Genomic DNA, 25,864 nt, shown 5'->3' with positions numbered 1-25,864 from the left:
GCGAATACTTGATCACAAATTAACTAGATGATCTTTGTTTTTATGTATTTAAAGAACATAAAAATTCCAGCTACTAGATTTAAACCAATAAAGAGCGATCCAAAGATCAATAGGTAATTATAGTTGCTGTTTGGTTCTGGAAATTCTGCGAGTTCTGAGAATAATGCTAATACCAAATAAAGATTAATTAATATTAATAATGAGGCAATAATGACGCCTGTAATAAATTTTTCTGTGTAAATCTGATAGGCCAATAACACTAAAAAAAATATGGCAAAAGGATTAAGAAGATTAGCCGTTAGAAACCAATAATATAAGGTTGCAAGAACTAAATATATTTCTGGCGATAGCTGGAGTAAGGTCTTGGTTTTCAATTTGATTTTTGATTGATTTAATACTCTAACGTAAAAATCATTTTTTTATTCTTCTGAGAAGATATCCTGATAGTCTCTTAGTTTATCCCAAATAGCAATAAGCTGTTGAACATCTTCATCACTATTTAGGTCTGTATTAATTAGCATTAACCTTCCAATTATACTAATGATTCTCATCGTTAATTAATTTAGAATTTCTACTTTTCTGATGTATACATTTTGAAGTGGCCATTCGCCCTCATCAGTTTCAACCTTGTTTATTTTGTCGACCACATCCATACCATTTAATACCTCACCAAATATAGTATAGCCTTTATCTAGATAATCGGCACCACCAGGGCGTTGCACAATAAAGAATTGAAAGGGTGATGCTAGTTTATATGCATTTTCAATCTCACTACTTGGCATAGACACTGCACCACGTTTGTGTGTATAACCACGTTTTGTATCTGGCGGTAATAGGTATTTTCCGATTTTTTTTCGACGTTTCGCAATATTGTAATCATCACTACTACCACCTTGAATGATAAAGTTTTCAACTACTCTATAAAATTGTGTGCCGTCAAAATAATTACGCTTTGTTAAATAGATAAAATTAGCTCTATGAAATTTTGTTTTATCGTATAACAGAATATCTATATTACCATAGTCGGTTACAATCCTTACTTTATTCTCTTTGTGCTCCTTTTCATATTCTAAAAAAAACTCCATGGCGTTGCCATTAGTTAAGAGAGGAAAAGATTCCTCTATTGCTTTAGTAGTCACTTTTTCAGCCACTACATTGGTTGAATCTTTACTGTTTTGGGAAGTCTTTTGTTTTGAAGTTTGTTTATCTTCACAGTTCGTAAAAAAAAGAATAAAAAAGGCTAATACCAGAAATCTCATAGATGCAATTTGATTCATTTTTAGATATAATAGTAAAAATAGAACATCTAGACCTTTTAGGAGAAGTATCGCATTCAAAAATGTCACCACCTTACCGTTTAGAGTTGGCGGAAAAAATGAAGGAAAAGGCTAAAAGTGCAAAGAAGGCTGGTGTTATGGCGCTTTTTTATCCAGGTTATGATTTACAGACTAAATTGGTATTGATACTTCGTAAAACTTATAAGGGTGTGCATTCTGCACAAGTTGGATTTCCTGGTGGTAAATTTGAAGAAGATGATACTGATTTAATGACCACAGCTTTACGAGAAACTCAAGAAGAAATTGGTATTGATGCCGAGAAGGTAAATGTTATTAAGCCAATGTCGCCTTTATATATACCACCAAGTAATTTTTTAGTACATCCATTTTTAGGAATTATGAATGAACAACCAATTTTTTCTAAACAGGAAGAAGAGGTCGAAGATATACTAGAAGTTTCATTAATCGATTTTCTAGATGACAAAAGTATCCTAACGGCAAAAGTACCAACCTCTTACAATATAGAAGTTGAGGTTCCGGCATTTACGCTTAATGGACATATTGTTTGGGGTGCAACTGCCATGATGCTAGGTGAATTAAAAGACTTGTTAAAACAACTTTTATAGCTGGGCTTATTTGTTACATTTGTAATTCACATTAATTGAAAAATTAAATGGGTTTATTTAAAACTAACCCTTTTGGACATATACTTTGGGTAAAAAAGTTCTTAATCCGGTTTTTAGGATTATTAACGCATAGACGATTCAGAGGGTTTAATGAACTACAAATCGAAGGATCCGAGGTCATAAAGAACTTACCTGATACCAATGTTTTATTTATTTCAAATCATCAAACTTATTTTGCTGATGTGATAGCCATGTTCCATGTTTTTAATGCCAGTCTTAGTGGTAGGCTAGATAATATTAAAAATGTAGGCTATTTATGGAATCCAAAACTTAATATTTATTATGTAGCCGCTAAGGAAACTATGCGATCTGGTATTCTGCCTAAGATATTTGCTTATACGGGTTCAATCAGTATTGAGCGTACTTGGAGAGCTCATGGCAAGGATGTGAACCGACAAGTTAAAATGAGTGATATTTCAAATATTAAAAAGGCACTCAATGACGGATGGGTTATTACCTTTCCCCAAGGTACAACAACGCCATTTAAACCAATTAGAAAAGGGACGGCTCATATAATAAAACAATATAGACCAATAGTAGTTCCTATTGTAATTGACGGTTTTAGACGCTCATTTGATAAAAAAGGACTGCGCATAAAAAAGAAGAATATCTATCAGACTTTTGAAATTAAAAAGCCTTTAGAAATTGATTATGACAATGAATCTATCGCAGATATCGTTGAAAAAATAGAGTATGCTATAGAACAACACCCTTCTTTCCTTAAGGTAATTCCCCAAGAAGAAATAGAAGAAAAGGAACGATTAAATAAAGAACTCCGCGATTGGTAGATTAGACTTCGAGTTTCTTTAATTCGTCATAATTTCTGTTTAGACGCTTCAATAAGATCCCATAGATAAGGCGGTAGAAAAGCCAAAATATAAGAATGATTACACCTGTTACAACCACTGTAATGGCGTATAGTACAAACATTTGAGTAGAATCCATCGAGGCAACCTGGTCATGGAATTCAGGATTCTGATTAAATTCAAAATAAAGTGATAACGGAATGGAGATAAAGACCATCGCTAGATTAAAAATCACATAATATTTAATGACCTTTCTTGTATGTAAAATGCTCTCCATTAATTTTTTAGCGTTGTCAGTGATTGAAATTGACTTGTAGGCTTTAAAAAGAAGGTAAATAAACAACACAATAACACCCATACTAAGTAGTGATAGCCCAACAAACAGAGGATTTTCGTAGCTAGTTTCTAATTTTTCTCTGTAATTATCTGATAAGAAGTATGGTAATGTGTTAACAAGAATCCAAAAGGTAAATTCAGCAATACTTATATAAAATAAGGTTTTAATAATGGAGGAGGACTTTTTGTGGAGCATTGGGTAAATCTCCGTGTCAGACAGGTGTTTAAATTCAGTCTCAGCTTTTTTCCAGTCCTTTTTTAATAATTCTAACTCATCCATTTACTTACGGATTTAATATTGTTCTCAATTTCTTTTTTACACGATTCATTTTTACCCGTGCATTAACTTCTGTGATACCTAAAGTTTCACTTATATCCCTATAATCCTTGTCCTCTAAATACAAGAAAACTAGAGCTTTTTCTATGTCGTTTAATTGATGAATTGCATTGTACATGAGCTTTAATTGCTCTTCTTCCGTATCATCATATTCTTCAGCTTTAATTTTAAACTGAACACTATCAAACTCTTGCGTACTAATTCTACGTTTGGATTTTCTGTATAAGGTAATTGCTGTATTTAACCCTACACGATACATCCATGTACTAAATTTAGAATCGCCCCTAAACTTAGGATAGGCACGCCATAATTGAATTGTTATTTCCTGAAACAAATCATTATGTGCATCTACATTATTAGTATACAAACGGCATACCTTATGAATAATGTTTTGATGCTCTTGCAACTGTTCAACAAAACTATGTTCGAGTTCTTTGTTCAATTGATAATTTTGGTTAGTTACACCATTAGTAGTTATACTTTAGTGTTTGTTACATTAATTTTTAAAATACCTAAAACAATTAAATATTGGGCAAGGGCATAAGTTGTCATAATATAGATACCTGAGTATGGAATAGCCTTATAAAACTTATTGATTGCCAGAATACTATCAGAGATCATAAAGCATAATGCTCCAATGAGTACTAATAAATAACTTATTTCTGAAATATTTTTTTTTCTGATATAGGCAGAAACAGTCATGGTTAAAATAACCAATATATAGAATACCACAGGTAAAAGTAAATCACCTAAGCCATCCTTTAAAAGTATAAACAAACCAACAGCATAGGCCACTAGTAATAATATGAACCAATATGTACCTTTTGTTTTTGCCTTATTGTTTAAGAAACAAAATATATACATGACATGTGCTAGAAGAAAAGCGACTAGTCCAAACATAAAATAGTGTTCGGAAAAATCTACAAACATCAATAAGATATCTCCAATTACAGAGAAAGCTAAAGCGAAAAGTGTAAGTCGTTTTATTTTGGATGGCAAATTATTAGCGTTGTTGTAAAACAATATAATTAAGCTAGTAACTATCGCTGGTTTTGCTATATAATGTGCATAACTGAGATCTGGAACAAGTCCAGTTATGATCTCCAATAAGACTATTATGAAAAATAAAATCGAGAATTGTTTTTCAACTGTAGTTAGCATTTCTAATTTTTTAGGAAATACCAAATATATTCAATTCATCCATCAATTATTACAGTTCGGTTAAAATGAATTTCACAATCCTTATTGCTATTAGAAATTTGTATCACAATCAAAAACGAACAGTATCAATCAATGAAAACTTTAATCACAACCTTATTTTTATTTTTAGTCAATATTACTGTGGCGCAAACTACTATTTCAGGACGCGTGACAGATAATAGAAATCAGCCCATTCAGGGTGCCAATGTTTATTTAGATGGCACCTATGATGGTGCTACAACAAATGAAAATGGAGATTTCCTTTTTACAACAGAAGAAGAGGGCACACAAGCCTTAATCGTTTCATTCCTTTCTTACGAAACAAAAACAGTATTACAAGACGTTTTAGAACTCAATAAACTCGATATAAAACTTCGAGAGGATGTCGAAACACTGGATGCCGTAGTTTTAAGTGCAGGTACATTTGAAGCGAGTGATAATAGTAAGGTATCGGTTTTAAAACCATTAGATGTGGTGACGACTGCAAGCGCTTTAGGAGATTTCGTAGGTGCTTTACAAACTTTACCAGGAACGTCTAATGTAGCAGAAGATGGACGTTTATTCGTACGAGGTGGTAGTGCTGATGAAACACAAATCTTTATAGATGGTATTAGAGTTTTTACGCCTTATTCGCCAACAACTAATAATATTCCTACTCGAGGTAGATATTCACCATTCTTATTTGATGGAATAACATTTTCTACAGGAGGATACTCGGCTGAGTTTGGACAAGCCCTTTCTAGTGTACTTTTACTAAATACCATAGATGAGCCTGTTCAGGAAAAAACAGATATAGGAATTATGACTGTTGGTGGTGCGTTAGGGAATACTCAGAAATGGGAAAAATCGTCTCTCAGCTTTAATGCAACTTATATTAACCTAGCACCATATTTGGAGGTTTTTGAAGATAGAAATGAATGGGAAACACCATATGTTGGGGCTCAAGGTGAAACAGTTTTTAGACAACGCTTAGATAACGGTATTTTAAAGTTTTATTCGGCCTTTGATACCGCAAAGTTTAAACTAACACAACCGGATATTAATTTTGAAGATGGCTTACAGTTTTCACTAAACAACAATAACTTTTATTTAAACTCATCTTATAAAGGTGTATTAAGTGATTCTTGGACTTTAAATACAGGATTGAGTTATACCTATGCTAAAAATGATATAGGAATTCAAACAAGTGATATATCGAACACAGAGAACTCTGCACATCTTAAACTTAAACTAAAGAAACGATTTAGTAGTCGATTTAAATTGAGTTTTGGAGTAGAACAATTCGTAACAGATTTTAATGAAACTTTTGAAGAAAGTACCTTTTCAGAAACTTATGGATTTAATAATAACATTACTGCAGGTTATGCCGAAGCCGATGTTATCTTCTCTAAACAACTCGCCCTAAAAGCAGGAGTCCGAGCAGATTACAGTACAATATTTAAAACTACTGATTTTGCACCTAGAATGGCAATTGCTTATAAAGTGTCTCAGAATGGACAATTTTCTTTAGCCTACGGTAACTTCTTCCAAAATCCAAATAACGATATATTAAAGTTCGAACAAAATCTAAAGGCTCAGAAGACAGATCACTATATATTAAATTATCAATATGTTAATGATGGTAAAATATTTAGAGCTGAGGCCTATAGAAAGGATTATCATAATCTGGTGAAATTTGATACAGAATTTGAAGGTTTTGATAGTGAATTCAATTCGTCGGGTAGTGGTTACGCACAGGGAGTAGATTTGTTTTGGCGTGATAATACCAGTATAAAAAATCTAGATTATTGGGTTAGTTACTCGTATTTAGATACTGAGCGCGATTACCGTAATTTTCAAAATGCAGCCCAACCTAATTTTGCAACCGATCATAATTTATCAATCGTAGGTAAATATTGGGTAGACAGTTGGAAAAGTCAATTAGGATTAGCCTACAGCTTTGCGTCTGGAAGGCCATACACAGATCCTAATACAGATCAATTTTTAGGGGAGCGTACAAAGTCATTTAATAGCTTAAGTTTTAATTGGGCTTACCTGCTAGATCAACAAAAAATATTATACTTCTCCGTGAATAACATATTAGGATTTAATAATATTAATGGTTATCAATATTCTAATACACCAGATTTTAATGGGCAGTTTAATAGACAGGCTTTGCGTCCTGCAGCAGATCAGTTTTTCTTCATAGGTTTCTTTTGGACCATAAGCGAAGATGGAACAGATAATCAATTAGATAATTTGTAGTTGGACAAATAGCCGTACTTCCAAACATGACTTTTATCATAATTATTACGTAAAGTGATGATTAACTTTATAGTATAAAATTAAACGTCATGGAACTCAAGAAGAACCCAAAAGCCAATGTAGGTCGAAACAGCAGTTTATATTTTGCTGTTGGCTTAAACGTAATGTTAGTTCTTACTTATTTAGGATTAGAACATAAGACTTACGAAAAAGAGAGTACTAAGATTGATATCTTAATGTTGCAAGAAAATTTAGAAGAGGATATTCCTATAACTAATATTAATATTCCGCCACCACCTCCACCTCCAAAAACAATTGTATCGGAAGCAATTAGAGTTGTTGAGGATGTTGAGGATGTAGAAGAGACCGTTGTAGAAAGTACCGAAATTGGACAAGATGATATTATAGAAGATGTTGTAGCAGTTGAGGATGTTGAGGTTGTTGAGGTAGAAGAAGATATAGAAGTACCATTTGCGGTTATAGAACGTGTTCCTCAATTCCCAGGCTGTACAGGTAATAATGCAGAATTAAAAGCCTGTTTCCAGAAGAAAATGCAAGAACATTTACAAAAGAATTTTAGATATCCTCAGGTTGCAGCAGAGCTGAATATACATGGTAGAGTATTTGTTTTCTTCTTAATTGATAAAAACGGTAATGTCACTAAGATAAAGAGTAGAGGTCCAGATAAGATATTAGAAAATGAAGCAGAACGCATTATTGGACTACTCCCTAAGATGGAACCTGGTAAGCAACGAAACAAACCTGTTGGTGTACCTTATAGTATCCCTATAAACTTTGTGTTACAACAACAGTAAAATAAATTATATAACTTGGTTTAGAATAATTTGATTGATGACAAAACCTCAGAAATGGGGTTTTGTTTTTTTTATATCTCAGGATTTATGGCAGTATACCAATTACACTTTATTCCTTCGAGGAAAAAAGTCCCATCAGGTTGCATACCAATATTTCTTAGGATTTTATTGGATACGGTATGTTCTACATCTGCTGCGGCATTAATTTCTTTTAAGTTTAGCGTATTAAATCCGTAATCTAAAGATGCTATGGCAGCCTCAGTGGCATATCCATGACCCCAAAACGACTCTTTAAGTCTATAGCCAACATCGTAATAATTAAATTCTTGGCGTACCTCTCGTTCATATTTTAGTCCAGACCAACCTACAAATTCATTTGTAGATTTTAATATCATAGCCAATCGACCTATATCATAATCACTATACTGTTGTATAACACCAGCAACCATTTTTTCTGACTCTTCAATGGTCTTTACAGGGTTATTACCTAAAAACTTATGGACTTTCGGATTAGAGTCCATTTCAAACATATCCTGAGTATCAGTGGGTAAGAATCGCCTCATGTACAGACGATCTGTTTCTATTAAATAATTCATTTCCATTTTATATTACAACCCATACTTGGTTTTTGATTAGGATTTATTGGTGAATTATTAACCAAACCGTCCATCGCATTACGTAGATCTTCTCCTGTTACAGGTATGTCATTTCCTGGACGTGATCCATCTAATTGACCTGCATAAACCAATTCTAATTCCCCATTGAATAAGAAAAAATCTGGTGTGCAAGCCGCATCATAGGCCTTTGCTACATTTTGAGTTTCATCATATAGATATGGGAAAGGGTAGTGGTTATCAATGGCGTTTTGCTTCATTTTATCAGGACCATCTTGTGGGTAGTTAACCACGTCATTACTAGAAATGGCAATACAATTTATTCCTTTTGTGGCGTAATCATTTGCTATTGCTACTAATTCTTCATTTACATGAATAACAAATGGACAATGGTTACAAATAAACATAACTAAGGTTCCAGTTGATCCCTTTAGATCACTTAGAGATTTTAAGTTGTCGTCTCGTGTATCTAAAAGTCTAAAGTCTGGCGCATTTGTTCCAAGAGGCAACATATTTGATTCTGTTCTTGCCATTATTGTAGATGTGTTTTATTAATTTTAAGGTATGGATAATATAATAACATTTGAAGACTTTACAAAAGTAGATCTTCGCGTTGGAACTATAACCGATGTTGCCGATTTCCCTAAAGCCAGGAACCCTGCTTATCAACTTACTATTGACTTCGGTGATCTCGGAGTAAAAAAATCATCAGCACAAATTACCACCCTTTATAAAAAGGAAGATTTACTTAATCGTCAGATTATTGCAATCGTAAATTTTCCAACAAAACAAATCGCAAATTTTATGAGCGAATGCCTTGTTATGGGTGTTGTAAAGGAAAAAGATGTTTATCTACTTCATCCTGAAACCAAGGTTAAAAACGGCTCCCAAGTATCCTAAGCCTTACATTTCATCTCTAAAAAATATGGCATTCATCAAAAGGCGATTTGTACCATACCAAAAGGCTCTAAAATTGGTATTATCCGAAAATCCTATAATTCTCCCACGACCAAGCCTTCCTATTTTTAAAGGCACTGAAGCACTAAGGCTATCGAGATTTTCTTCAGAAATATAACCACTCAACAATGGATTCTTTGTGTATTGAATTGGGTTGTTATAACTGTTTTTATCGGGATTAATAAATAATGTCGTGTTTCTAAACATTGGTAATTCTGTGGTAGTGATTCCGAAATTTATAGGGTGCGATCTATCAATTGTAGTATTAAAAATTGCACCACCAATAACTTGAGCCCCACGAAAATCACCTTGTTCTTCAAAACTTATATTTTTTGCGACTACAGAATTACGCTTCTTAAAATCTATTTTCATTAACTCTTTACCATTTAACCAACGTAATGCATTGCGATAGGCAATGACTGTCCCTCCAGCTTCAATCCAAGATTTTAGCTTTTTAGTATTGTTTTCGTTCAAACCAGAATAAGAATTTACCATTATAATGGTATTGTATCTGCTTATGTCAGCTCTACCAAAATTTTTAGTATCTAGCTTTGTCGCTATTATATCTTGTCTCGTGTCTAAAAGATGCCAAATTTCTCCAGCGTCGTAGGAGGTCATTCCATCACCAACCAATAAGGCGACCTTAGGCAATTCTACAGCTCTAAAGTTTCTACTTCCCAGATCTATACCATCGTTAAGTCCAGTAGACACGGCATCAATTGTTACATGACTCTCCGTAGCCAAATTATTGAGAACACGATATACTTCATCAGAATTGAGGTCTTGGTTTTTTGCAGGAATCATTATCGTGCCGTAATCGTAGGATTTACCATTAGATTTAAATTGCTTCATACTAACCTTAGCTCTCAATCCTTTTTTTAGTATGGCGTTCAATAATTTTGGTGTGTAATATTCGTGCCATTCAAATAAATAGGCATATGCACTTTTTGAAGTCACACCACCTTCTTTCTGTTTAAGTTGATTAACTAATGCTCCTGCATTTGCTGTAGTAGTTTCTGTGTAATCTAAATTGAATGCCAAGGGAAATGTCCATGCAGAAATATCATAAAATAGACTGTCTTGAAACGTCGTGCGCTTTTCAAACATCGCATTTATAAGTCGAGTGTTTTTTTGATTTTTAGGAACTATGAACGCATTACCTTTTTTGAAGGTTTTACCGTCTTTCGTAAAGTCATTTTTTAATTCGTGAAAATTTATTTGGTGACGATTTAAAATTTCTGCCAAGTGATAAGTCCTAGAGGCATCTTTATGATTTCCAAAAACGATAGCCTTATTACCTTCTTTACTAGCTTCATTTCTGGCATTTTTAAAGAAATTATACTGGTATTCTAGAATTTCTTTACGCATACCAAGAGCAGCATTTAATGTCGATAAGGATGCAGTAAATTGATTCCTTATGGTAAATGGAAACGTTAAAAGTCCATTTTCGGATTCCTGTACGTGGCCACGCGAGCTTCCTTGTTCAAATAAAATTCCTATGCCTCCATTAATATCCGGAAATGTTGAGCCTTTACCATAATAAAAGTCATCAAAACTTTCTTCTGAATAATATAATGAACCAATATTATCAAGTGCCTTTGCATGATAATTTGCAATACCTTTGGTTAGTTCTTGATTTAATTTTGGCGTCAAAGGGTGTGTTCTAGATGGAATACCTGGTTGAAAAAAGAAGGTAGAATTAGTACCCATTTCATGATGGTCTGTTAAAATATTTGGTAACCATTTATGAAAGGTTTTTATTCTAGCTCTAGATTCTGGTAATTGCACTGGTAACCAGTCTCTGTTCATATCAAACCAATAATGGTTGGTGCGTCCTCCTGGCCATACCTCAGAATACTCTCTATCATTTGGATCTGCATTTAAATTCATGCCACGATTGGTGTTTGCCCAATAAGCAAAACGTTGTAATCCATCTGGGTTAAAGGAAGGATCGAATAAAATAACTGTATTTTTTAATAAGCTTTCAATTTCTGGTCCTTCACCTGCGGCCAAATAATAGGCCACTAAAAGCGCAGCGTTCGATCCACTAGGTTCATTGCCATGTATAGAATAACCTTGGTATACAACTATAGGGCGATCTTCAATATTACTAGTGTTAGACTCCGTAGCATCGATATGATTCCGTTGAATGTTGTCTAAATTTTCATGATTTTCTGGAGCAGTAATCGTTAATAAAAGTAACGGTCTGTCTTCAAATGTTTTACCACGATCTTCTATTGATATACGATCCGAAGCGTTGGCCAGAGCATACATATATTGTAATAATTTATCATGAGTGATATGCCACTCTCCGACATGGTGTCCTATAACACTTTCGGGTGTTGGGATACTTTGATTATACGAAATATTTTGTGGTAAATAGTAAGATAGATCGGTCTGAGATTGCGAATACAATAAGGATGAACCGATAAAAAACACTAATAGAAAGCGATACATAAATAATAGAAGTTGGTTAAAGTCTAAAAATAAAAAAACCGTTATGATGAGTAACGGTTTTTTATTTTAATTTAACAAAAGCAACTACTATATATCGTCAAAACTGATATCAGTAAAACTCTCTGTAGTTGGTTCAGTATCTTGGGGAGTCTTGGCTTCTTGTCTTGTGAAGTCATCCTCTCTTTTGTAATCTTTTTGGTGTCTTTCGCTAATTACTTCTTCCCCTTTTTCATTAATGATGTAATCGGTCATTTCTTCTAAAATCTCTCTAAACTCAGAAAAGTCTTCTTTATAAAGATAAATTTTATGCTTTTTGTAATGAAATGAACCATCATCATTAGTGAATTTTTTACTTTCTGTAATTGTTAAATAATAGTCGCCAGCTTTTGTGGCTCTCACATCAAAGAAATATGTTCTTCGGCCTGCTCTCAGAACTTTAGAAAATATTTCTTCTTTGTCCATCATTTCATAATCACTCATATATTGATAGTTTTAATTCAATCCAAAAATCTAAAAAAAAAGTAAACTGACAAATATTTTAACTTAATTCTTTTTCGGAGAGTTGCTTGTTGTAAAGTTCTTTGTAATAACCCTCGGTATTCACTAGAGTATTGTGATTTCCTGTCTGAATTACCCTACCATCTTCTAACACAATAATTGTGTCTGCATTTTTTGCTGAAGAGACCCTGTGGCTCACTATAACAGTAGTTTTATCTTTGGTAAGTTTGTTGAGGTTTTTAAGTATTTTTTCTTCGGTTTCAGTATCTACGGCAGACAGACAATCATCAAACAAGAGGATGTCTGGCTTTTTAATAATAGCTCGTGCAATCGATACACGTTGTTTCTGACCACCTGATAGGGTAATACCGCGTTCTCCTAAAATGGTGTCGTAACCTTTTTTAAATCCTACAATATTTTTATGAACCCTTGCATTCTTAGCAGCTTCGATTACATCCTCTTCAGTGGCATCTTCTTTACCGAATTTTATATTGTTCTTAATGGTGTCTGAAAATAGAAAAGCATCTTGTGGAACATAACCTATAGATTCTCTTAAGTTATTGAGGTTGAGATCTGTGATCTTTTGGTTATCGATAAGAATGTTTCCTTGTTTTATATCATATAAACGGCCAACAAGATCTAAAATAGTTGATTTTCCAGAACCTGTTTTTCCAAGTATAGCAAGTGTTTCACCAGAGTTTATTTTAAAGCTAACTTCTTTTAAGGCTTCAATATTTGTATCTGGATACGTAAAAGAGACATTTTTAAATTCAATGTCACCTTTTATAGGAGTTTCGGTAGCCGTATGGTTTTTAATTTCAGGTTCTGTTTTTAAGAACTCGTTGATGCGCTCTTGTGATGCTTCAGCCTGCTGAACTAATGAGGTTACCCAGCCAACAGTAGCAACTGGCCATGTGAGCATGTTAACGTAAATTATAAATTCAGCAATAGTTCCAATATTTTCAATTTCACCATTCATGTATTGCATACCACCAACATAAATGACTATGAGATTACTGATACCGATTAACAAAATCATCAACGGAAAAAACAGTGCTTGGACTTTGGTTAAGTTAATCTGTTTTTGTCGGTTCTCTACTGAAAGGCCCTCAAATTCATTGTTGATACGTGTCTCAATACCGTAAGATTTAATAACGCTGATACCACTAAAGGTTTCTTGTGTGTATGTTGATAGAGTAGAGAGAGATTCTTGCACAATGGTACTGCGCTTATTAATGAGTCTACTTAATTTGTAAATAGACACTGAGAGTATAGGTAAAGGTAATAAGGTGTACAGTGTGAGTTTTGGTGCTGTACTAACCATGTAAATGAGTGCAACCACAAAAAGGGTGATAGTGTTAATGGTGTACATAAGTGCCGGACCAACATACATACGAACTTTACCGACATCTTCACTGATGCGATTCATTAAATCACCAGTTCTATTGGATTTGTAGAAATTTTGAGACAATACCTGGTAATGCTGATAAATTTCATTTTTCAAATCATATTCAATGTATCTAGACACATTAATGATCGTTTGACGCATTAAAAAGATAAAAATACCAGCAACGACAGCGGCTCCTAATATGTAAGATATATTGGCAATCAGTTCTGCTTTAAAAATCTCAAAAGTGATTTTTCCACCCAACCGATCAGATACAACATTGATGGAATCACCTACAAAACGAGGCGTATACATTTTAAAAATATTCGCAAAAACGGTAATAATTACACCAATAATTAATCTAAATCTATACTTGTAAAAATACTTGTTTAAGTGCTTGAGTGCTTTCATGTTGCATTTAATCGGTCAAAAGTATTATGTTAATCCTATTTAATAGTTAATATTTTGCTAATCCTCTTCTATTAAATTATTTTTGCACGTTGTTTTTACAGTAATGTAAAAGCCTTAAATCTAAATAATCGATATGACTTCGGAGATTATAAAATCTCAAGATCTATTAAAAGTAGATCCTGTTTTTGGCCAGCTATCTTATGATAATCACGAGCAAGTTGTTTTTTGCAATGATAAAGATACAGGTTTAAAAGCTATCATTGGTATTCACAATACAGTAATGGGACCTGCGCTTGGTGGTACAAGAATGTGGAATTATGGTAGCGAGTGGGAAGCACTGAATGATGTCTTGCGACTCTCGCGCGCTATGACTTTTAAATCTGCTATTACCGGATTAAATCTTGGTGGTGGTAAAGCCGTTATTTTAGGTGATGCCAAAACACAAAAATCACCAGAGTTAATGCGTAAGTTTGGTGAATTTGTCCATTCTTTAAATGGAAAGTACATAACTGCAGAGGATGTAGGTATGGAAACTGAGGACATGGATATTGTTCGGGAGGTTACACCCTATGTTACTGGTATTTCCCAAAATAAAGGTGGTGCCGGGAATCCATCTCCAATTACTGCTTATGGCGTTTTTATGGGTATGAAGGCCGCTGCCAAATTTAAATTTGGTTCAGAAATTCTAGAAGATAAAAAAGTTTTTGTTCAAGGTATTGGTAGTGTTGGTGAAGCCCTTGTTGAGCATTTAGTAAACGAAGGTGCTGACGTTACGATTACTGATATTAATAAAGAACGTTTAGACGAGGTCAGCTCAAAGTACGGTGTAACTGTATTCGAAGGAAATGATATTTGTGATGCGGAAATGGATATTTATGCACCTTGTGCTTTAGGAGCAACCATTAATGATGATACGATTTACAGATTAAAAGCTTCAGTTGTAGCTGGTGCTGCTAACAACCAACTAGCTGAGGAACTAAAGCATGGTAAATTGTTACAAGAGCGTGGTATTGTTTACGCACCAGATTTCTTAATTAATGCAGGTGGAATTATCAATGTTTATGCTGAGCTTGAGAATTATGATAGGCAAGAAATAATGCGCAAAACCGAGAATATTTATAATACGACTTTAGAAATTCTGGAAAATGCAAAAGTAAACGAATTAACAACGCATACAGCTGCTTTAAATATTGCTCAAGAGCGTATTGAAGTGCGAAGAAGAGAAAATTCCAAATAATTTTTTTCAGAATTAAATAATAGTATTTTTGCAAGGTGAATCTCAACAGATTCGCCTTTTTAAATCATACAAAAGAAGTTCTTAGACATGCTAAATAGAAGACACATCAGAATTAAAGTAATGCAATCATTATATGCATTTAACGGTACTGAAAGTGATGATCTTTCAAAGGATGAAAAGTTTCTATTCTACAGCATTGATGGTATGTATGATTTATATCTAAGTCTCCTTGCATTATTGACTGAAATTCACAAAAAGGGGAAGGTTTACCACAACAAATTACAGAATAAGCTCTCTGCGTCAGGAGGTACTGCCAGCGATCATTTAAAATTTTCTCAGAATCAACTATTAGATTTAATTAGTAACAATAAAATGTTACAAGAGCGCATTGCAATGCGAAAATTAAATTTTTGGGAACTCGACTCAGAGTACGTCGATATTTTATTTAAATCGATTATTAAGAGTGCACATTATAAGAATTATAACGCTAAGCCTCAAAATGATTTTAGATCAGATAAGGACTTTGTAATTGAAATTTATTCAGAATTAATTGCACCAAATGATAAGCTATATGACTATTTAGAAGATAAGCGTCTAACTTGGGCAGATGATTTACCTGTGGTTAATACAAACTTGGTAAAAGCGTTTAAAAAATTAAAGGTACACAGCCCAGAATCAGCACTTCTTCCAGATTTGTATAAAGATAGTGATGATCAGGAATTTGCTTCGCAATTATTAAGAAAAACTCTCCTCAATGGGTCTAGTATTAGTGAAGAAATAGCTAAAAAGACCACAAATTGGGATTCAGAACGATTAGCAAGCTTAGACGGTACTCTATTAAAAATGGCAATATGTGAATTTCAGAAATTCCCATCCATTCCGCAGAAAGTAACAATCAATGAATATTTAGAAATTGCCAAAGAATATTCTACACCTAAGAGTAGTTTATTTATCAATGGAATTTTAGACAAAATTGTTAAGGAATATCAAGATAAAGGTTTACATCCTAAGTCTGGTCGAGGTTTAATGTAATGGCTAAATTTAAATGCAAGGTATGAGAAGCCTTGTTAAAAGTTTTAATTCCTTGAAATAATTGTTAACTTCGCAACCCACAAAGAATCATAATTTTAAATTATATAGCGATGAAAAAAGTAATCTTAGCATTTAGTGCATTATGTATGGTAGCCTTTACTTCTTGTAAAGACGATGCAGCAAGTAAAGTAAAAACTGAGAATGTTGCCGTAGCAGCAGAAAGAGATGCAAACGCTGGTGATTTTCCAGTTATTGCATTTGACAAAACAACACACGATTTTGGAACGATAATGGATGGAACTCCAGTTGAGACCATTTTTAATTATACAAACACAGGTAACTCAATGTTAGTTGTTAGTAATATTAAAAGTACTTGTGGATGTACTGTGCCAAATAACTGGACTAAAGAAGTTGCACCAGGTGAAACAGGGCAATTTACTGTAAAGTTTAATGGTAAAGGAAATGGTAAAGTTTCTAAATCATTAACAATGACTACGAATACAGAAAAAGGTTCGGAGCTTGTTAAAATTACAGCAATGGTTCAGAAAGATCCAAATGCACCAGTGAAGGCTGCAGGTAAAGCAACGATCAACCCATTATCTACATCAGCAACACAAACTTCAACGCAACCTGGCCACGAAGGTCATAACCATAACTAATATTTTTAATGGAAGGATTAGGCTCTTTTTTACCATTTATAGCCATTTTTGCTGTGATGTATTTCTTTATGATTGCGCCACAGATGAAACGTGCAAAGCAAGAGAAGAAATTTGCTAGCGAATTAAAGCGAGGTGATCGCATCATTACTAAGAGTGGCATGCACGGAAAAGTAGTGGATTTGAATGACAAGGATAACAGTTGTGTTATTGAAACACTTGCTGGTAAAATTAAATTCGATCGCTCTGCTATTTCAATGGAAATGAGTAAAAAATTAAATACAACTGCTGTTACAAAGAAATAGTAGTTGATGAAATACAGAAAAGAAACCCGCTCATTGAGCGGGTTTTTTTATTAACAGTTTTTGTATTTATCATTGAGACCAACACCGTCTAATATCATTGGTGTAATTTTTTCTAACCTAGATAATTTTGTCGCTTCTCTTTTTGCAGAAGCGATATACTCACAATACTCGCGTTGTTTTCCTGGAGTAAAGGCCTTAAAAGCTACTTGTAAGTCTTTATTAGCACTAAAAGCCGTTTTTAGTTCATTAGGTATGACGATAGCTTTTGTATTACGCGTTGGTTTAATTTCTTTTCCCAGTTTTTGATTTTCTATAGCTTCCTTTACGTAAGCTAAAATGACAGGTTCATTAATTTCATTTTTACTGGTAAAACGCATCTGCCTTAAGGCTTTTGTCTTATTTTCTTGCGCATTAATTAGCAGATTATGTTCGTCCTTCAGAAATACACCATTAAAAAACCATAATCCAAAATGATTTTTAAAAGCACTAAACCCAACGACATTTTTGCCATTAATCATATAGGTTGGCGCACTCCATTTTACGGTCTCAACTAACTCAGTTTTGTTTAGAATACTTCTGATTAGTTGAAGTTCTTCGCCATATTTTTGGTTTTCTTCTATGTACTCATCAACCGAATAAACTTTTTTCATAATCGACTTTTTAGTGCTCTCTTAAAGCTGTTAATTCCGCAATCTTACAGATCACTTCAACTGCTTTTTGCATACTTTCTACTGGAACATATTCATAACGTCCATGAAAGTTGTGGCCACCAGCGAAAATATTAGGACATGGTAGTCCCATATATGATAATTGCGAACCATCTGTTCCACCTCTAATCGGTTTAATTAAAGGTTCAATACCAAGTGATTTCATAGCGTCTTCCGCTATGTCTACAATATGCATTACTGGTTCTACCTTTTCCTTCATGTTAAAATACTGATCATTAATCTCAATCGAAAAAATATCAGAATTATGAAGCGTATTTAAATCACTTACAATCTTTTGCATAAGTTCTTTCTTAGCTTCAAATTTATCTTTGTCATGATCCCTTACAATATATTGTAACGTAGTCTCCTCGACACGTCCGTCAATCTTTGTTAAATGGAAGAACCCTTCGTAGCCTTCCGTCTGTTCCGGTGTTTCGTGTTTTGGTAAGGCATTAATAAATTCGGTTGCATAATACATTGAATTAATCATTTTGCCCTTGGCATATCCAGGATGTACAATTTTGCCCTTAACTTTTACTACAGCTCCTGCGGCATTAAAGTTTTCGTATTCGAGTTCACCTATTTGACTACCATCCATGGTGTAAGCCCAATCTGCACCAAATTTATTGACATCAAATTTATGAGCACCTCTACCAATTTCTTCATCAGGTGTAAATCCCACACGGATTTTACCATGCTTAATATCTGGGTTATTAATGAGATATTCCATCGCAGTCACTATTTCGGTAATTCCTGCTTTATCATCAGCGCCAAGGAGCGTGGTTCCGTCTGTTGTTATAAGGGTCTGACCAACATACAATAGTAAATCCTCAAAATAACTAGGTGACAATACAATGTTCTTCTCTTTATTTAATACAATATCCTTTCCGTCATAATTCTCAATAATGTTTGGCTTAACATTGGCACCAGTAAAATCGGGAGAGGTATCAAAATGAGAGATAAACCCAATTGTCGGGACGTCATGGTCTACATTGCTTGGTAATGTGGCCATTATATAGGCATTCTCATCAATAGTTACCTCACTCATACCAATAGCATTTAGTTCTTCAGCAAGCTTATTAGCCAAGTCCCATTGTTTTGCTGTGCTTGGTGTAGTATTAGAATTTGGATCCGATTCTGTATCTATTGTGACGTAGCTTATAAATCGATCTATTATGTTTTGCATGTTTAGTGTTTTTATCAAAAATAATAACATTTGTCAATAAAGATTAAACACTTTTGAGTTTGTTTTCAATTAATTAGCGAATCCTAGAATTAATTTTTATTTTAGTCCTAGTACTACTAATAAACCAATCAACCAATGCGATATTACCTTGGCATTTTGTTGCTACTTTTTGTATCAATAACCGCTTCTGCACAGACAAAAACATATAAAGTTGGTTATTTACTAGACAGAACATCTCCAGAGATTGAGGGCCTTTTGGTTGAATTAACCAATGAAATTGTCGCTGTTGTGGGAGAGGATGCTGTTTTAGTTTTTCCTGAAGAATACCAATTGGTAAACGACTTCAATACTTCCAAAGCTCTTACTAATTACCAAAGTTTAATCAGTAGTGATGCCGATATCATTATTGCTTTTGGAATTGTAAATAATAGCACAATATCAAAGTTAGGTACATATGAAAAACCCACAATTGTTTTTGGTGCCTTAAGCGAGGAACTCGCACCACAATATGACCAGTCAGAAGCTGTAAAGAATTTTGTTTCTATAACGACCTCTCAGTCTTATTCAGACGATTTAAAATTATTCCAGGAATTAGCAAAGCCAAAGCGCGTAGGAGTAGCAATAGAAGCACCGTTTATAACTAACTTACCAATAGAAGAAGCATTTCAAAAAATTGGTAATGATTTAGATATAGATATTTCAATAATTCCTTTTAATGGTTTAAATGATATTGTTTCAAATCTTGATGGTATAGATGCTCTTTATCTTGCAGGTGGATTTTACTTATCGGACAATGAAATGAAAATGCTAGCTGAAGCATTAATTGATAAGAAATTGCCTTCATTTACAACAAGTCCTTTACGAGATGTCTCTAATGGTATTTTGGCCAGTAACCACGATCAATCTGAATTAAACCAATTTTTTAGAAAAATTGCTTTAACCGTGGAATCTGTTGTTTTAAATGGAGAGTTTGATGGTGTCAATACAAAATTAGAAACGAAGGATAATTTAACCATAAACTTTAATACAGCTGAAAAGATTGGGTTACCATTGCGTTATAGTCTTATAGCAACGACATCGTTTGTAGGCGATCCTAATGTGTCGACAGCTGAGAAAAAATATACCTTAATATCTGCGATGCAAGAGGCCATTGCAAAGAACTTAGATCTCCAAGTAATTGAGAGAGACATAACACTGGCAGTTAAAGATGTAAAGGTGGCTAATAGTGACTATTTACCAGATGTTACGGCATCGGCAACAGGTTCTCTAATCGATGAAAATTTAGCGGCAGCGAGTAATGGTCAAAATCCTGAGATTAGTACTTCTGGTACATTAACACTTCAGCAAACTGTATTTTCTGAAGCAGCAAACGCCAATATTAGCATACAGAAATCACTGAGAGAAGCGCAAAAGGAAAATTATAATAGTGAATCGTTAAATACAGTGTTTAATGTGGCGACAGCTTATTTCACAGCATTAATTTTAAAGGCCAATCTGTCTATTCAAAATCAGAATTTAGAGCTCACCAAGTATAACCTCAGAATTGCTACCGAAAATTATGAGGCTGGAGAATCTGGAAAGTCAGACGTTTTGCGTTTTAAGTCTGAAATGGCACAAAACACACAGCAAATGGTCGAAGCAATTAATCAACTAGAACAAGGTTATTATGTGTTAAATCAATTATTAAATAATCCGATAGATTTAGATATTGATGTTGATGAGGCCGAACTTCAAAAAGGAATTTTTAGTAATTATAATTATAAGCAATTAGGTCAGTTTTTAGATGATCCAACACTTAGGAAGCCATTTGTAGAGTTCCTTATCCAAGAGGCAATAGAAAATGCACCAGAGTTGAAAGCGCTTAATTATAATATTGATGCTACTGAGCGAAGTGAAAAGTTATTTGGTGCAGGGCGATTTTTACCTACGGTAGCTGTTCAAGGCCAGTACTTTTATGAATTCTCCAGATCTGGCGTTGGGACAAATTTTCCAAATGGTATACAGTTCCCAGACAATTATTACTCGCTAGGATTAAATGTGTCTTTGCCTTTATTTAATCAAAACAAACAGAATTTAAATAAACAAATAGCCTCTGTTCAGAAAGAACAACTTGAAGTTTCGAAAGATAATATCTTGTTAAATATCGAGAAAAACATTAATGATTCGGTATTAGAATTGGTCAATCAAGTTTCAAATATCGAATTGTCTAAAGTCTTCGAGGAAACGGCTAAGGAGGCTTTATATTTAACCCAGACTTCATATGCAAATGGAGCAGTTAATATTGTTCAACTTTTAGACGCCCAGAATAATTATTTACAAGCACAGCTTGCTAGTGCCAATGCAACCTATAACTATTTGCAGAGTTCTATGCAACTAGAGCGTTCTCTTGGGTTATTCTTTTTGTTGCAAGATGAAACGGAAAGACAAGCTTTTGCTCAAAGATTTTTTGAGTTTTTAGAAAATTATAATGACTAACTATATAATGACTAACTAAATTATACGATATGATAAATAAAAGACTGTATACCTCCAGTTTATTACTTACAACACTGCTGCTTTTTAATTGTGGTGAGAAAGAGGTACAAGAAGAAGAGGTGATAAGACCAGTAAAATATGCTGAGGTTACCTATTTAGGAGGTGAAGAAACACGTGCCTTTAGTGGTACGGCTCAAACTGAAAAGATCGTTAATTTAAGTTTTAGAAGTAGTGGAATAGTTACAAAGTTAGACATGAAGTTAGGCCAAAAGGTAAGACAAGGACAGCTACTAGGTACTCTAGATAACGTTTCTGCTAGGCTTAATTATGAGTCTGCTATCGAATCAAAGAACAGTACCGAATCACAAATGAATACAGCAAAGTTAGCTTTAAATAGAATGCGTACACTTTATGAGAAAGGTAGTGCATCCTTAAGTGATTATGAAAGTGCGAAGAATTCATACCGCACAGCAGTTGCTAGTTTTGAATCTTCTAAACGAAGTGTAGCAATTCAGCAAGACCAGATACAGTTTGGCTATTTATATGCTCCAGAAGATGGTGTTATTGCTTCGGTTGCAACCGAAGTTGATGAAAATGTTTCACCTGGTCAAGTTGTAGGTGTTTTAAATGCAGGTACGGCTATCGAAATCGCATTAGGACTTCCTGAGTCAATCATTAACGCTGTAAAGAAAGATATGAATGTAAAGGTGGCCTTTACAGCTATACCAGAAGAACAGTTTAATGCTGTTGTTACTGAAGTAGCACCAGCCTTAGATAGCAATACATCAACTTATCCAATTACGGTGACCGTAAGTGATTCTGATGAGCGCATTAAGAGTGGTATGGCAGCAAGTGTCGTATTTGAATTTGTGGACGAGGATATCGACAAAGAATCTATTATAGTTCCGGCAGTTGCAGTAGGTGAGGATGGTGAAGGTCAATTTGTTTTTGTAATTGATGAAAGTAATGGAAAAAGCACTGTAAAAAAGCAGAAAGTCACTATTGGTAATCTAACACCACAAGGATTTGAAATAAAAAGTGGTTTAAATGCTGGACAGAAAATCGCAACAGCTGGTCTCCAGACTTTATTGGATGGTCAAGAAGTGAAATTAAATTAGTTACCGGATGAATTTAGCGTCATTTTCCATAAATAGAAATAGAATAACGTTTACGGTACTAACCACGATTATACTGCTTGGTTTGGTAATGTATCAATCACTATCGAGAGATAGTATGCCTCCATATACCGTACGTGTGGCAACTGTAGTTTCTTCTTTTCCTGGGTCGAGTCCAGAACGAGTAGAACAACTCGTTACCGATAAAGTAGAGAAAGTTGCTCAAGAACTTCCAGAATTAAAAGAGGTTTCTAGCACTTCTAGATCTGGGCTTTCTGTAGTAACAGTAACTTTAAAAGACCAGGTAAAGCCTGATGATCTTCAAAGTGTTTGGGATAGACTACGTCGAAAGCTTTCTCAAATTCAAGGTTTACCTTCTGGTGTTAACCCTAACTTAAACGATGATGGTATTGGTGAAGTCTTTGGTATTGCTGTTGGTTTAGTGATAGACGGTTTTTCTTATGCTGAAGCCAAAAGTTATGTTACCGATATAAAGGATGACTTTATTAAACTCGATTTAGCTGCTAAAGTAGAATTAGGTGGTGTTCAAGATGAGCGTGTATTCATTGAATTTGATAATGCAAGACTTAAAGAATATGGCCTTTCTTCATCTAAATTGCAAAGTATCATTGGGTCTACCAATATTCTAAGTTCAGGAGGACAAGTCAATTTAGGATCTGAGCGCATTATTCTAGAACCGACAGGGAATTTTAATTCTGTAGAGGAAATAAAGCAAACACTTATACCTGTTGGTGATGGTAGTCAACTTGTATACTTAGGTGATATTACAAATGTGCGCAAAGCCTATATAGACCCTCCTAAACAACTCGTTACTGTTAATGGCCAAGAAGCAATATCAATGCACATAAGTTTGAAGCAAGGTGCTAATATTATTCAACTTGGTGAAGACTTAGATGCAGTAATTAATACTTGGAAATCTAAACTTCCTGTTGGTCTTGAGTTAAAACGATTATCATCATTAGATACCTATATTGATAATAAGATTAGTGATTTTATTGTTAATCTCATTCAATCAATCGCAATAGTGCTTATTGTAATGCTCATTTTCCTTGGACTAAGAACAGGTGGAATAATAGCCAGTTTAATCCCAATGGTAACTATAATGACACTTATGCTTATGGGTGTTATAGATATGGGACTTAATCAAGTTACCTTAGCAGCACTGATAATGGCATTGGGTATGATGGTTGATAATGCTATCGTTGTTGCAGAAACCATTATGGTTAAGATGGAAAATGGGATAGATGCAAAAAAGGCAGCAATAGATGCTTGTGGTGAGTTATTTACACCATTATTAATTTCAACCTTAACAACATCTGCAGCCTTCTTAGCCTTTTATTTAGCTGAGTCTACAATGGGAGATATAGTTGGCCCCATCTTTGTTGTTATCACATTGGCACTACTATCGTCTTGGATTTTAGCTTTAACCGTTATTACACTATTATGTTTCCTCTTTTTGAAAATAACACCGAAAAGCGAACGAAAGGAGAGTATTATTGATAAAACGATTAATAGTCTTAAACGCTATTATAAAGATTTGATTTTGGTTGCTCTTCGTTTTAAGCGTTTAGTTTTAATAGGTATTATAGGTGCTTTTATTTTATCCATTTTAGGATTTGGTGCCATTGCGTTTGTATTCTTTCCAGATAGTGATAGAAATATGATTACAGTAGATATCAATCTACCGCAGGGAACAAGAATAGAAGCCACTCAAGAGGTGATTAAAGGTATAGAGGCCTATATCAATTCAGACTTAAAAGTTAATAAGGATAGACCAAATGGTATTGTCGATTGGTCTGCTTATATAGGAGAGGGACCATCATCTTATGATTTGGGCTATACACCAGATGAGCCTGATGCAAGTTATGCGCATATTTTAATTAATACATCCGACTTTATTTATAACAATGAAATGGTAGCTAAATTAGATGACTACTGCTACAATAATTTCCCGAATGCAGATATAAAAGTCGGTCTGTTAGGTTCTGGTGGAGGAGGTACACCAATTGAAATAAAAATTTCGGGTGAGAATCCAGATATTTTGGCATCACTATCGGAAGAAACCAAGCAGAAATTAAAGTCCATTCAAGGAACAAAAAATATTAAAGATGATTGGGGCCCAAAGACCAAGAAATTTGTTGTAGATATAGATCAGAATAAAGCTCAACTTGCAGGAGTAACTAGTTCAGATATTGCAACCTCATTACAAACGGTTCTAGATGGTTTTCAAACTGGTGAATACCGCGAAGACGATAAATCTATTCCAATTTTAATGCGCAGTAATGAAAGTCAGCAACAAACCTTAGCATCAATAGAGACCTTAAATATTTATGCTCAGAATTCTGGCAAGAGTGTGCCGTTATTGCAAGTTGCGAAGATTGTACCGCAGTGGCAATATGCTAAAATTAAGCGATTGGATATTGATCGTACGATTAACGTAAGTAGTGAATTAAATGCAAATGGTAATGCCTCGGCTATTATGAAGGAGATTGAGCCCTACATGATAGAAGCATCTCAAAATTGGCCAGATGGCTATACTTATAAGTTTGGTGGAGATGCAGAGAATACGGCTGAGAATATGGGAGCCGTAATTAACTATTTACCACTATCTGGATTCATAATAATTCTATTATTAATTATTCAATTTAACTCAGTGCGTAAGACGATTATGGTAGCTTCAACTATACCTTTAGGAATCATCGGTGTAGTTATTGGATTACTAGTATTTCAAGAGCCTTTTGGTTTTATGCCGTTTTTAGGTGTGATTTCATTGGCAGGAATTGTTATCAATAATGCTATCGTACTCATTGATCGTATTCAAATTGAAGAGAATGAACTAAAGCGTCCTATAGAGGATGCCATTATTGCAGCGTGCTTACAACGATTTAGACCTATTCTATTGGCGACTTTTACAACAGTACTTGGTTTAATACCACTTTATTTAAGTGGTGGTGAGATGTGGGAAGGAATGGCTGTAAGTATCATGATTGGTCTTTTATTCGGTACTGTGATTACCTTATTGTTTATACCGTCCTTCTACAGTATTTTATTTAAAGTTAACTACAAAGGATACGAGTTTAATGAATCCATTATGGATGATTAATT

The 25,864-nt window shown here is 34.2% G+C and carries 25 protein-coding genes; 12 read left to right on the top strand and 13 right to left on the bottom strand.

The window, feature by feature from the left end; all coding sequences use genetic code 11:
* Positions 1–23: 23 nt before the first annotated feature.
* Genes ACRHOC_RS10075 through ACRHOC_RS10065 form a run of 3 tightly spaced genes read right to left on the bottom strand, consistent with a single transcriptional unit; the run spans position 24 to position 1,259 of the window.
* The gene (locus ACRHOC_RS10075; protein WP_431158510.1) at positions 24–374 is read right to left on the bottom strand and encodes a hypothetical protein; all 351 of its coding nucleotides are present in this window, start codon (positions 372–374) and stop codon (positions 24–26) included.
* Positions 375–419: 45 nt separating this feature from the next.
* Positions 420–551 (bottom strand): hypothetical protein, encoded by a 132-nt coding sequence (locus tag ACRHOC_RS10070; protein WP_431158509.1) that lies wholly within the window; start codon positions 549–551, stop codon positions 420–422.
* 6 nt (positions 552–557) lie between these two features.
* Positions 558–1,259, bottom strand: a complete 702-nt coding sequence (locus tag ACRHOC_RS10065; protein ID WP_431158508.1) for a peptidylprolyl isomerase — start codon at positions 1,257–1,259, stop codon at positions 558–560.
* Between the two features lie 2 nt (positions 1,260–1,261).
* Between ACRHOC_RS10065 and ACRHOC_RS10060 the strand changes: the two genes are divergently transcribed.
* Positions 1,262–1,903 carry an NUDIX hydrolase gene (locus ACRHOC_RS10060; protein ID WP_431158507.1) on the top strand — a complete coding sequence of 214 codons (642 nt, stop codon included), beginning with the start codon at positions 1,262–1,264 and terminating at the stop codon, positions 1,901–1,903.
* A 47-nt stretch (positions 1,904–1,950) separates the two neighbouring features.
* Positions 1,951–2,751: a lysophospholipid acyltransferase family protein gene (locus ACRHOC_RS10055; RefSeq protein ID WP_431158506.1), complete on the top strand. Its 801-nt coding sequence runs from the start codon at positions 1,951–1,953 to the stop codon at positions 2,749–2,751.
* Between the two features lies 1 nt (position 2,752).
* On the opposite strand, the gene ACRHOC_RS10050 is transcribed toward ACRHOC_RS10055, so the two are convergent.
* Genes ACRHOC_RS10050 through ACRHOC_RS10040 form a run of 3 tightly spaced genes read right to left on the bottom strand, consistent with a single transcriptional unit; the run spans position 2,753 to position 4,603 of the window.
* A complete protein-coding gene (locus ACRHOC_RS10050; protein WP_431158505.1) occupies positions 2,753–3,385 on the bottom strand; it encodes a hypothetical protein in 633 nt (210 codons plus the stop codon).
* A 4-nt stretch (positions 3,386–3,389) separates the two neighbouring features.
* Positions 3,390–3,884, bottom strand: a complete 495-nt coding sequence (locus ACRHOC_RS10045; RefSeq protein WP_431158504.1) for an RNA polymerase sigma factor — start codon at positions 3,882–3,884, stop codon at positions 3,390–3,392.
* Positions 3,885–3,916: 32 nt separating this feature from the next.
* Positions 3,917–4,603 carry a lysoplasmalogenase gene (locus ACRHOC_RS10040; RefSeq protein ID WP_431158503.1) on the bottom strand — a complete coding sequence of 229 codons (687 nt, stop codon included), beginning with the start codon at positions 4,601–4,603 and terminating at the stop codon, positions 3,917–3,919.
* A gap of 132 nt (positions 4,604–4,735) precedes the next feature.
* On the opposite strand from ACRHOC_RS10040, the gene ACRHOC_RS10035 reads away from it, so the two are divergent.
* Together ACRHOC_RS10035 and ACRHOC_RS10030 are read left to right on the top strand one after the other, a co-directional pair.
* The gene (locus ACRHOC_RS10035; RefSeq protein ID WP_431158502.1) at positions 4,736–6,886 is read left to right on the top strand and encodes a TonB-dependent receptor; all 2,151 of its coding nucleotides are present in this window, start codon (positions 4,736–4,738) and stop codon (positions 6,884–6,886) included.
* A gap of 89 nt (positions 6,887–6,975) precedes the next feature.
* Positions 6,976–7,701 (top strand): energy transducer TonB, encoded by a 726-nt coding sequence (locus ACRHOC_RS10030; protein WP_431158501.1) that lies wholly within the window; start codon positions 6,976–6,978, stop codon positions 7,699–7,701.
* Positions 7,702–7,772: 71 nt separating this feature from the next.
* Here the strand turns inward: ACRHOC_RS10030 and ACRHOC_RS10025 are convergent, their stop codons facing one another.
* The gene (locus ACRHOC_RS10025; protein ID WP_431158500.1) at positions 7,773–8,297 is read right to left on the bottom strand and encodes a GNAT family N-acetyltransferase; all 525 of its coding nucleotides are present in this window, start codon (positions 8,295–8,297) and stop codon (positions 7,773–7,775) included.
* Positions 8,294–8,848 (bottom strand): thioredoxin family protein, encoded by a 555-nt coding sequence (locus ACRHOC_RS10020; RefSeq protein WP_431158499.1) that lies wholly within the window; start codon positions 8,846–8,848, stop codon positions 8,294–8,296. Before ACRHOC_RS10020 ends, ACRHOC_RS10025 begins: the two co-directional genes overlap by 4 nt.
* 31 nt (positions 8,849–8,879) lie before the next feature.
* Between ACRHOC_RS10020 and ACRHOC_RS10015 the strand changes: the two genes are divergently transcribed.
* On the top strand, positions 8,880–9,215 hold the full coding sequence (locus ACRHOC_RS10015) for a tRNA-binding protein (RefSeq protein WP_431158498.1): 336 nt from the start codon (positions 8,880–8,882) through the stop codon (positions 9,213–9,215).
* Between the two features lie 3 nt (positions 9,216–9,218).
* Here ACRHOC_RS10015 and ACRHOC_RS10010 read toward each other — a convergent pair whose 3' ends face one another.
* The 3 genes from ACRHOC_RS10010 to ACRHOC_RS10000 all read right to left on the bottom strand — a co-directional run bounded on the left by ACRHOC_RS10010 (position 9,219) and on the right by ACRHOC_RS10000 (position 14,025).
* The gene (locus ACRHOC_RS10010; RefSeq protein ID WP_431158497.1) at positions 9,219–11,729 is read right to left on the bottom strand and encodes a M14 metallopeptidase family protein; all 2,511 of its coding nucleotides are present in this window, start codon (positions 11,727–11,729) and stop codon (positions 9,219–9,221) included.
* Positions 11,730–11,816: 87 nt separating this feature from the next.
* Entirely contained in the window at positions 11,817–12,209 is a 393-nt protein-coding gene (locus ACRHOC_RS10005) for a PUR family DNA/RNA-binding protein (protein WP_431158496.1), read from the bottom strand.
* 58 nt (positions 12,210–12,267) lie between these two features.
* Entirely contained in the window at positions 12,268–14,025 is a 1,758-nt protein-coding gene (locus ACRHOC_RS10000) for an ABC transporter ATP-binding protein (RefSeq protein ID WP_431158495.1), read from the bottom strand.
* A gap of 133 nt (positions 14,026–14,158) precedes the next feature.
* Between ACRHOC_RS10000 and ACRHOC_RS09995 the strand changes: the two genes are divergently transcribed.
* The 4 genes from ACRHOC_RS09995 (at position 14,159) to yajC (ending at position 17,255) form a co-directional block, all read left to right on the top strand.
* Complete coding sequence (locus ACRHOC_RS09995; RefSeq protein ID WP_431158494.1) at positions 14,159–15,262, top strand: Glu/Leu/Phe/Val family dehydrogenase; 1,104 nt, start codon at positions 14,159–14,161, stop codon at positions 15,260–15,262.
* A 120-nt stretch (positions 15,263–15,382) separates the two neighbouring features.
* Entirely contained in the window at positions 15,383–16,294 is a 912-nt protein-coding gene (gene nusB / locus ACRHOC_RS09990; protein ID WP_431158493.1) for a transcription antitermination factor NusB, read from the top strand.
* A 110-nt stretch (positions 16,295–16,404) separates the two neighbouring features.
* Complete coding sequence (locus ACRHOC_RS09985) at positions 16,405–16,953, top strand: DUF1573 domain-containing protein (RefSeq protein WP_431158492.1); 549 nt, start codon at positions 16,405–16,407, stop codon at positions 16,951–16,953.
* Between the two features lie 8 nt (positions 16,954–16,961).
* Positions 16,962–17,255 carry a preprotein translocase subunit YajC gene (gene yajC / locus ACRHOC_RS09980; RefSeq protein WP_431158491.1) on the top strand — a complete coding sequence of 98 codons (294 nt, stop codon included), beginning with the start codon at positions 16,962–16,964 and terminating at the stop codon, positions 17,253–17,255.
* A gap of 50 nt (positions 17,256–17,305) precedes the next feature.
* Here yajC and ACRHOC_RS09975 read toward each other — a convergent pair whose 3' ends face one another.
* Positions 17,306–17,905 (bottom strand): YdeI/OmpD-associated family protein, encoded by a 600-nt coding sequence (locus ACRHOC_RS09975; RefSeq protein ID WP_431158490.1) that lies wholly within the window; start codon positions 17,903–17,905, stop codon positions 17,306–17,308.
* A 10-nt stretch (positions 17,906–17,915) separates the two neighbouring features.
* Entirely contained in the window at positions 17,916–19,148 is a 1,233-nt protein-coding gene (gene pepT / locus ACRHOC_RS09970; protein WP_431158489.1) for a peptidase T, read from the bottom strand.
* 135 nt (positions 19,149–19,283) lie between these two features.
* Here pepT and ACRHOC_RS09965 point away from each other — a divergent pair, with 135 nt between their 5' ends.
* The 3 genes from ACRHOC_RS09965 to ACRHOC_RS09955 are packed head-to-tail and all read left to right on the top strand — an operon-like array spanning position 19,284 to position 25,862.
* Positions 19,284–21,623, top strand: coding sequence for a TolC family protein (locus tag ACRHOC_RS09965; RefSeq protein WP_431158488.1), 2,340 nt, complete (start codon positions 19,284–19,286; stop codon positions 21,621–21,623).
* 29 nt (positions 21,624–21,652) lie between these two features.
* Entirely contained in the window at positions 21,653–22,741 is a 1,089-nt protein-coding gene (locus ACRHOC_RS09960; protein WP_431158487.1) for an efflux RND transporter periplasmic adaptor subunit, read from the top strand.
* A gap of 7 nt (positions 22,742–22,748) precedes the next feature.
* Positions 22,749–25,862, top strand: a complete 3,114-nt coding sequence (locus ACRHOC_RS09955) for an efflux RND transporter permease subunit (protein ID WP_431158486.1) — start codon at positions 22,749–22,751, stop codon at positions 25,860–25,862.
* Positions 25,863–25,864 lie beyond the last annotated feature (2 nt).

This window comes from Winogradskyella poriferorum (assembly GCF_050618035.1).
Lineage (GTDB): Bacteria > Bacteroidota > Bacteroidia > Flavobacteriales > Flavobacteriaceae > Winogradskyella > Winogradskyella poriferorum_A.
Note: the sequence above shows the minus strand (reverse complement) of the source record. Positions and strands in the feature narration are given on the sequence as shown.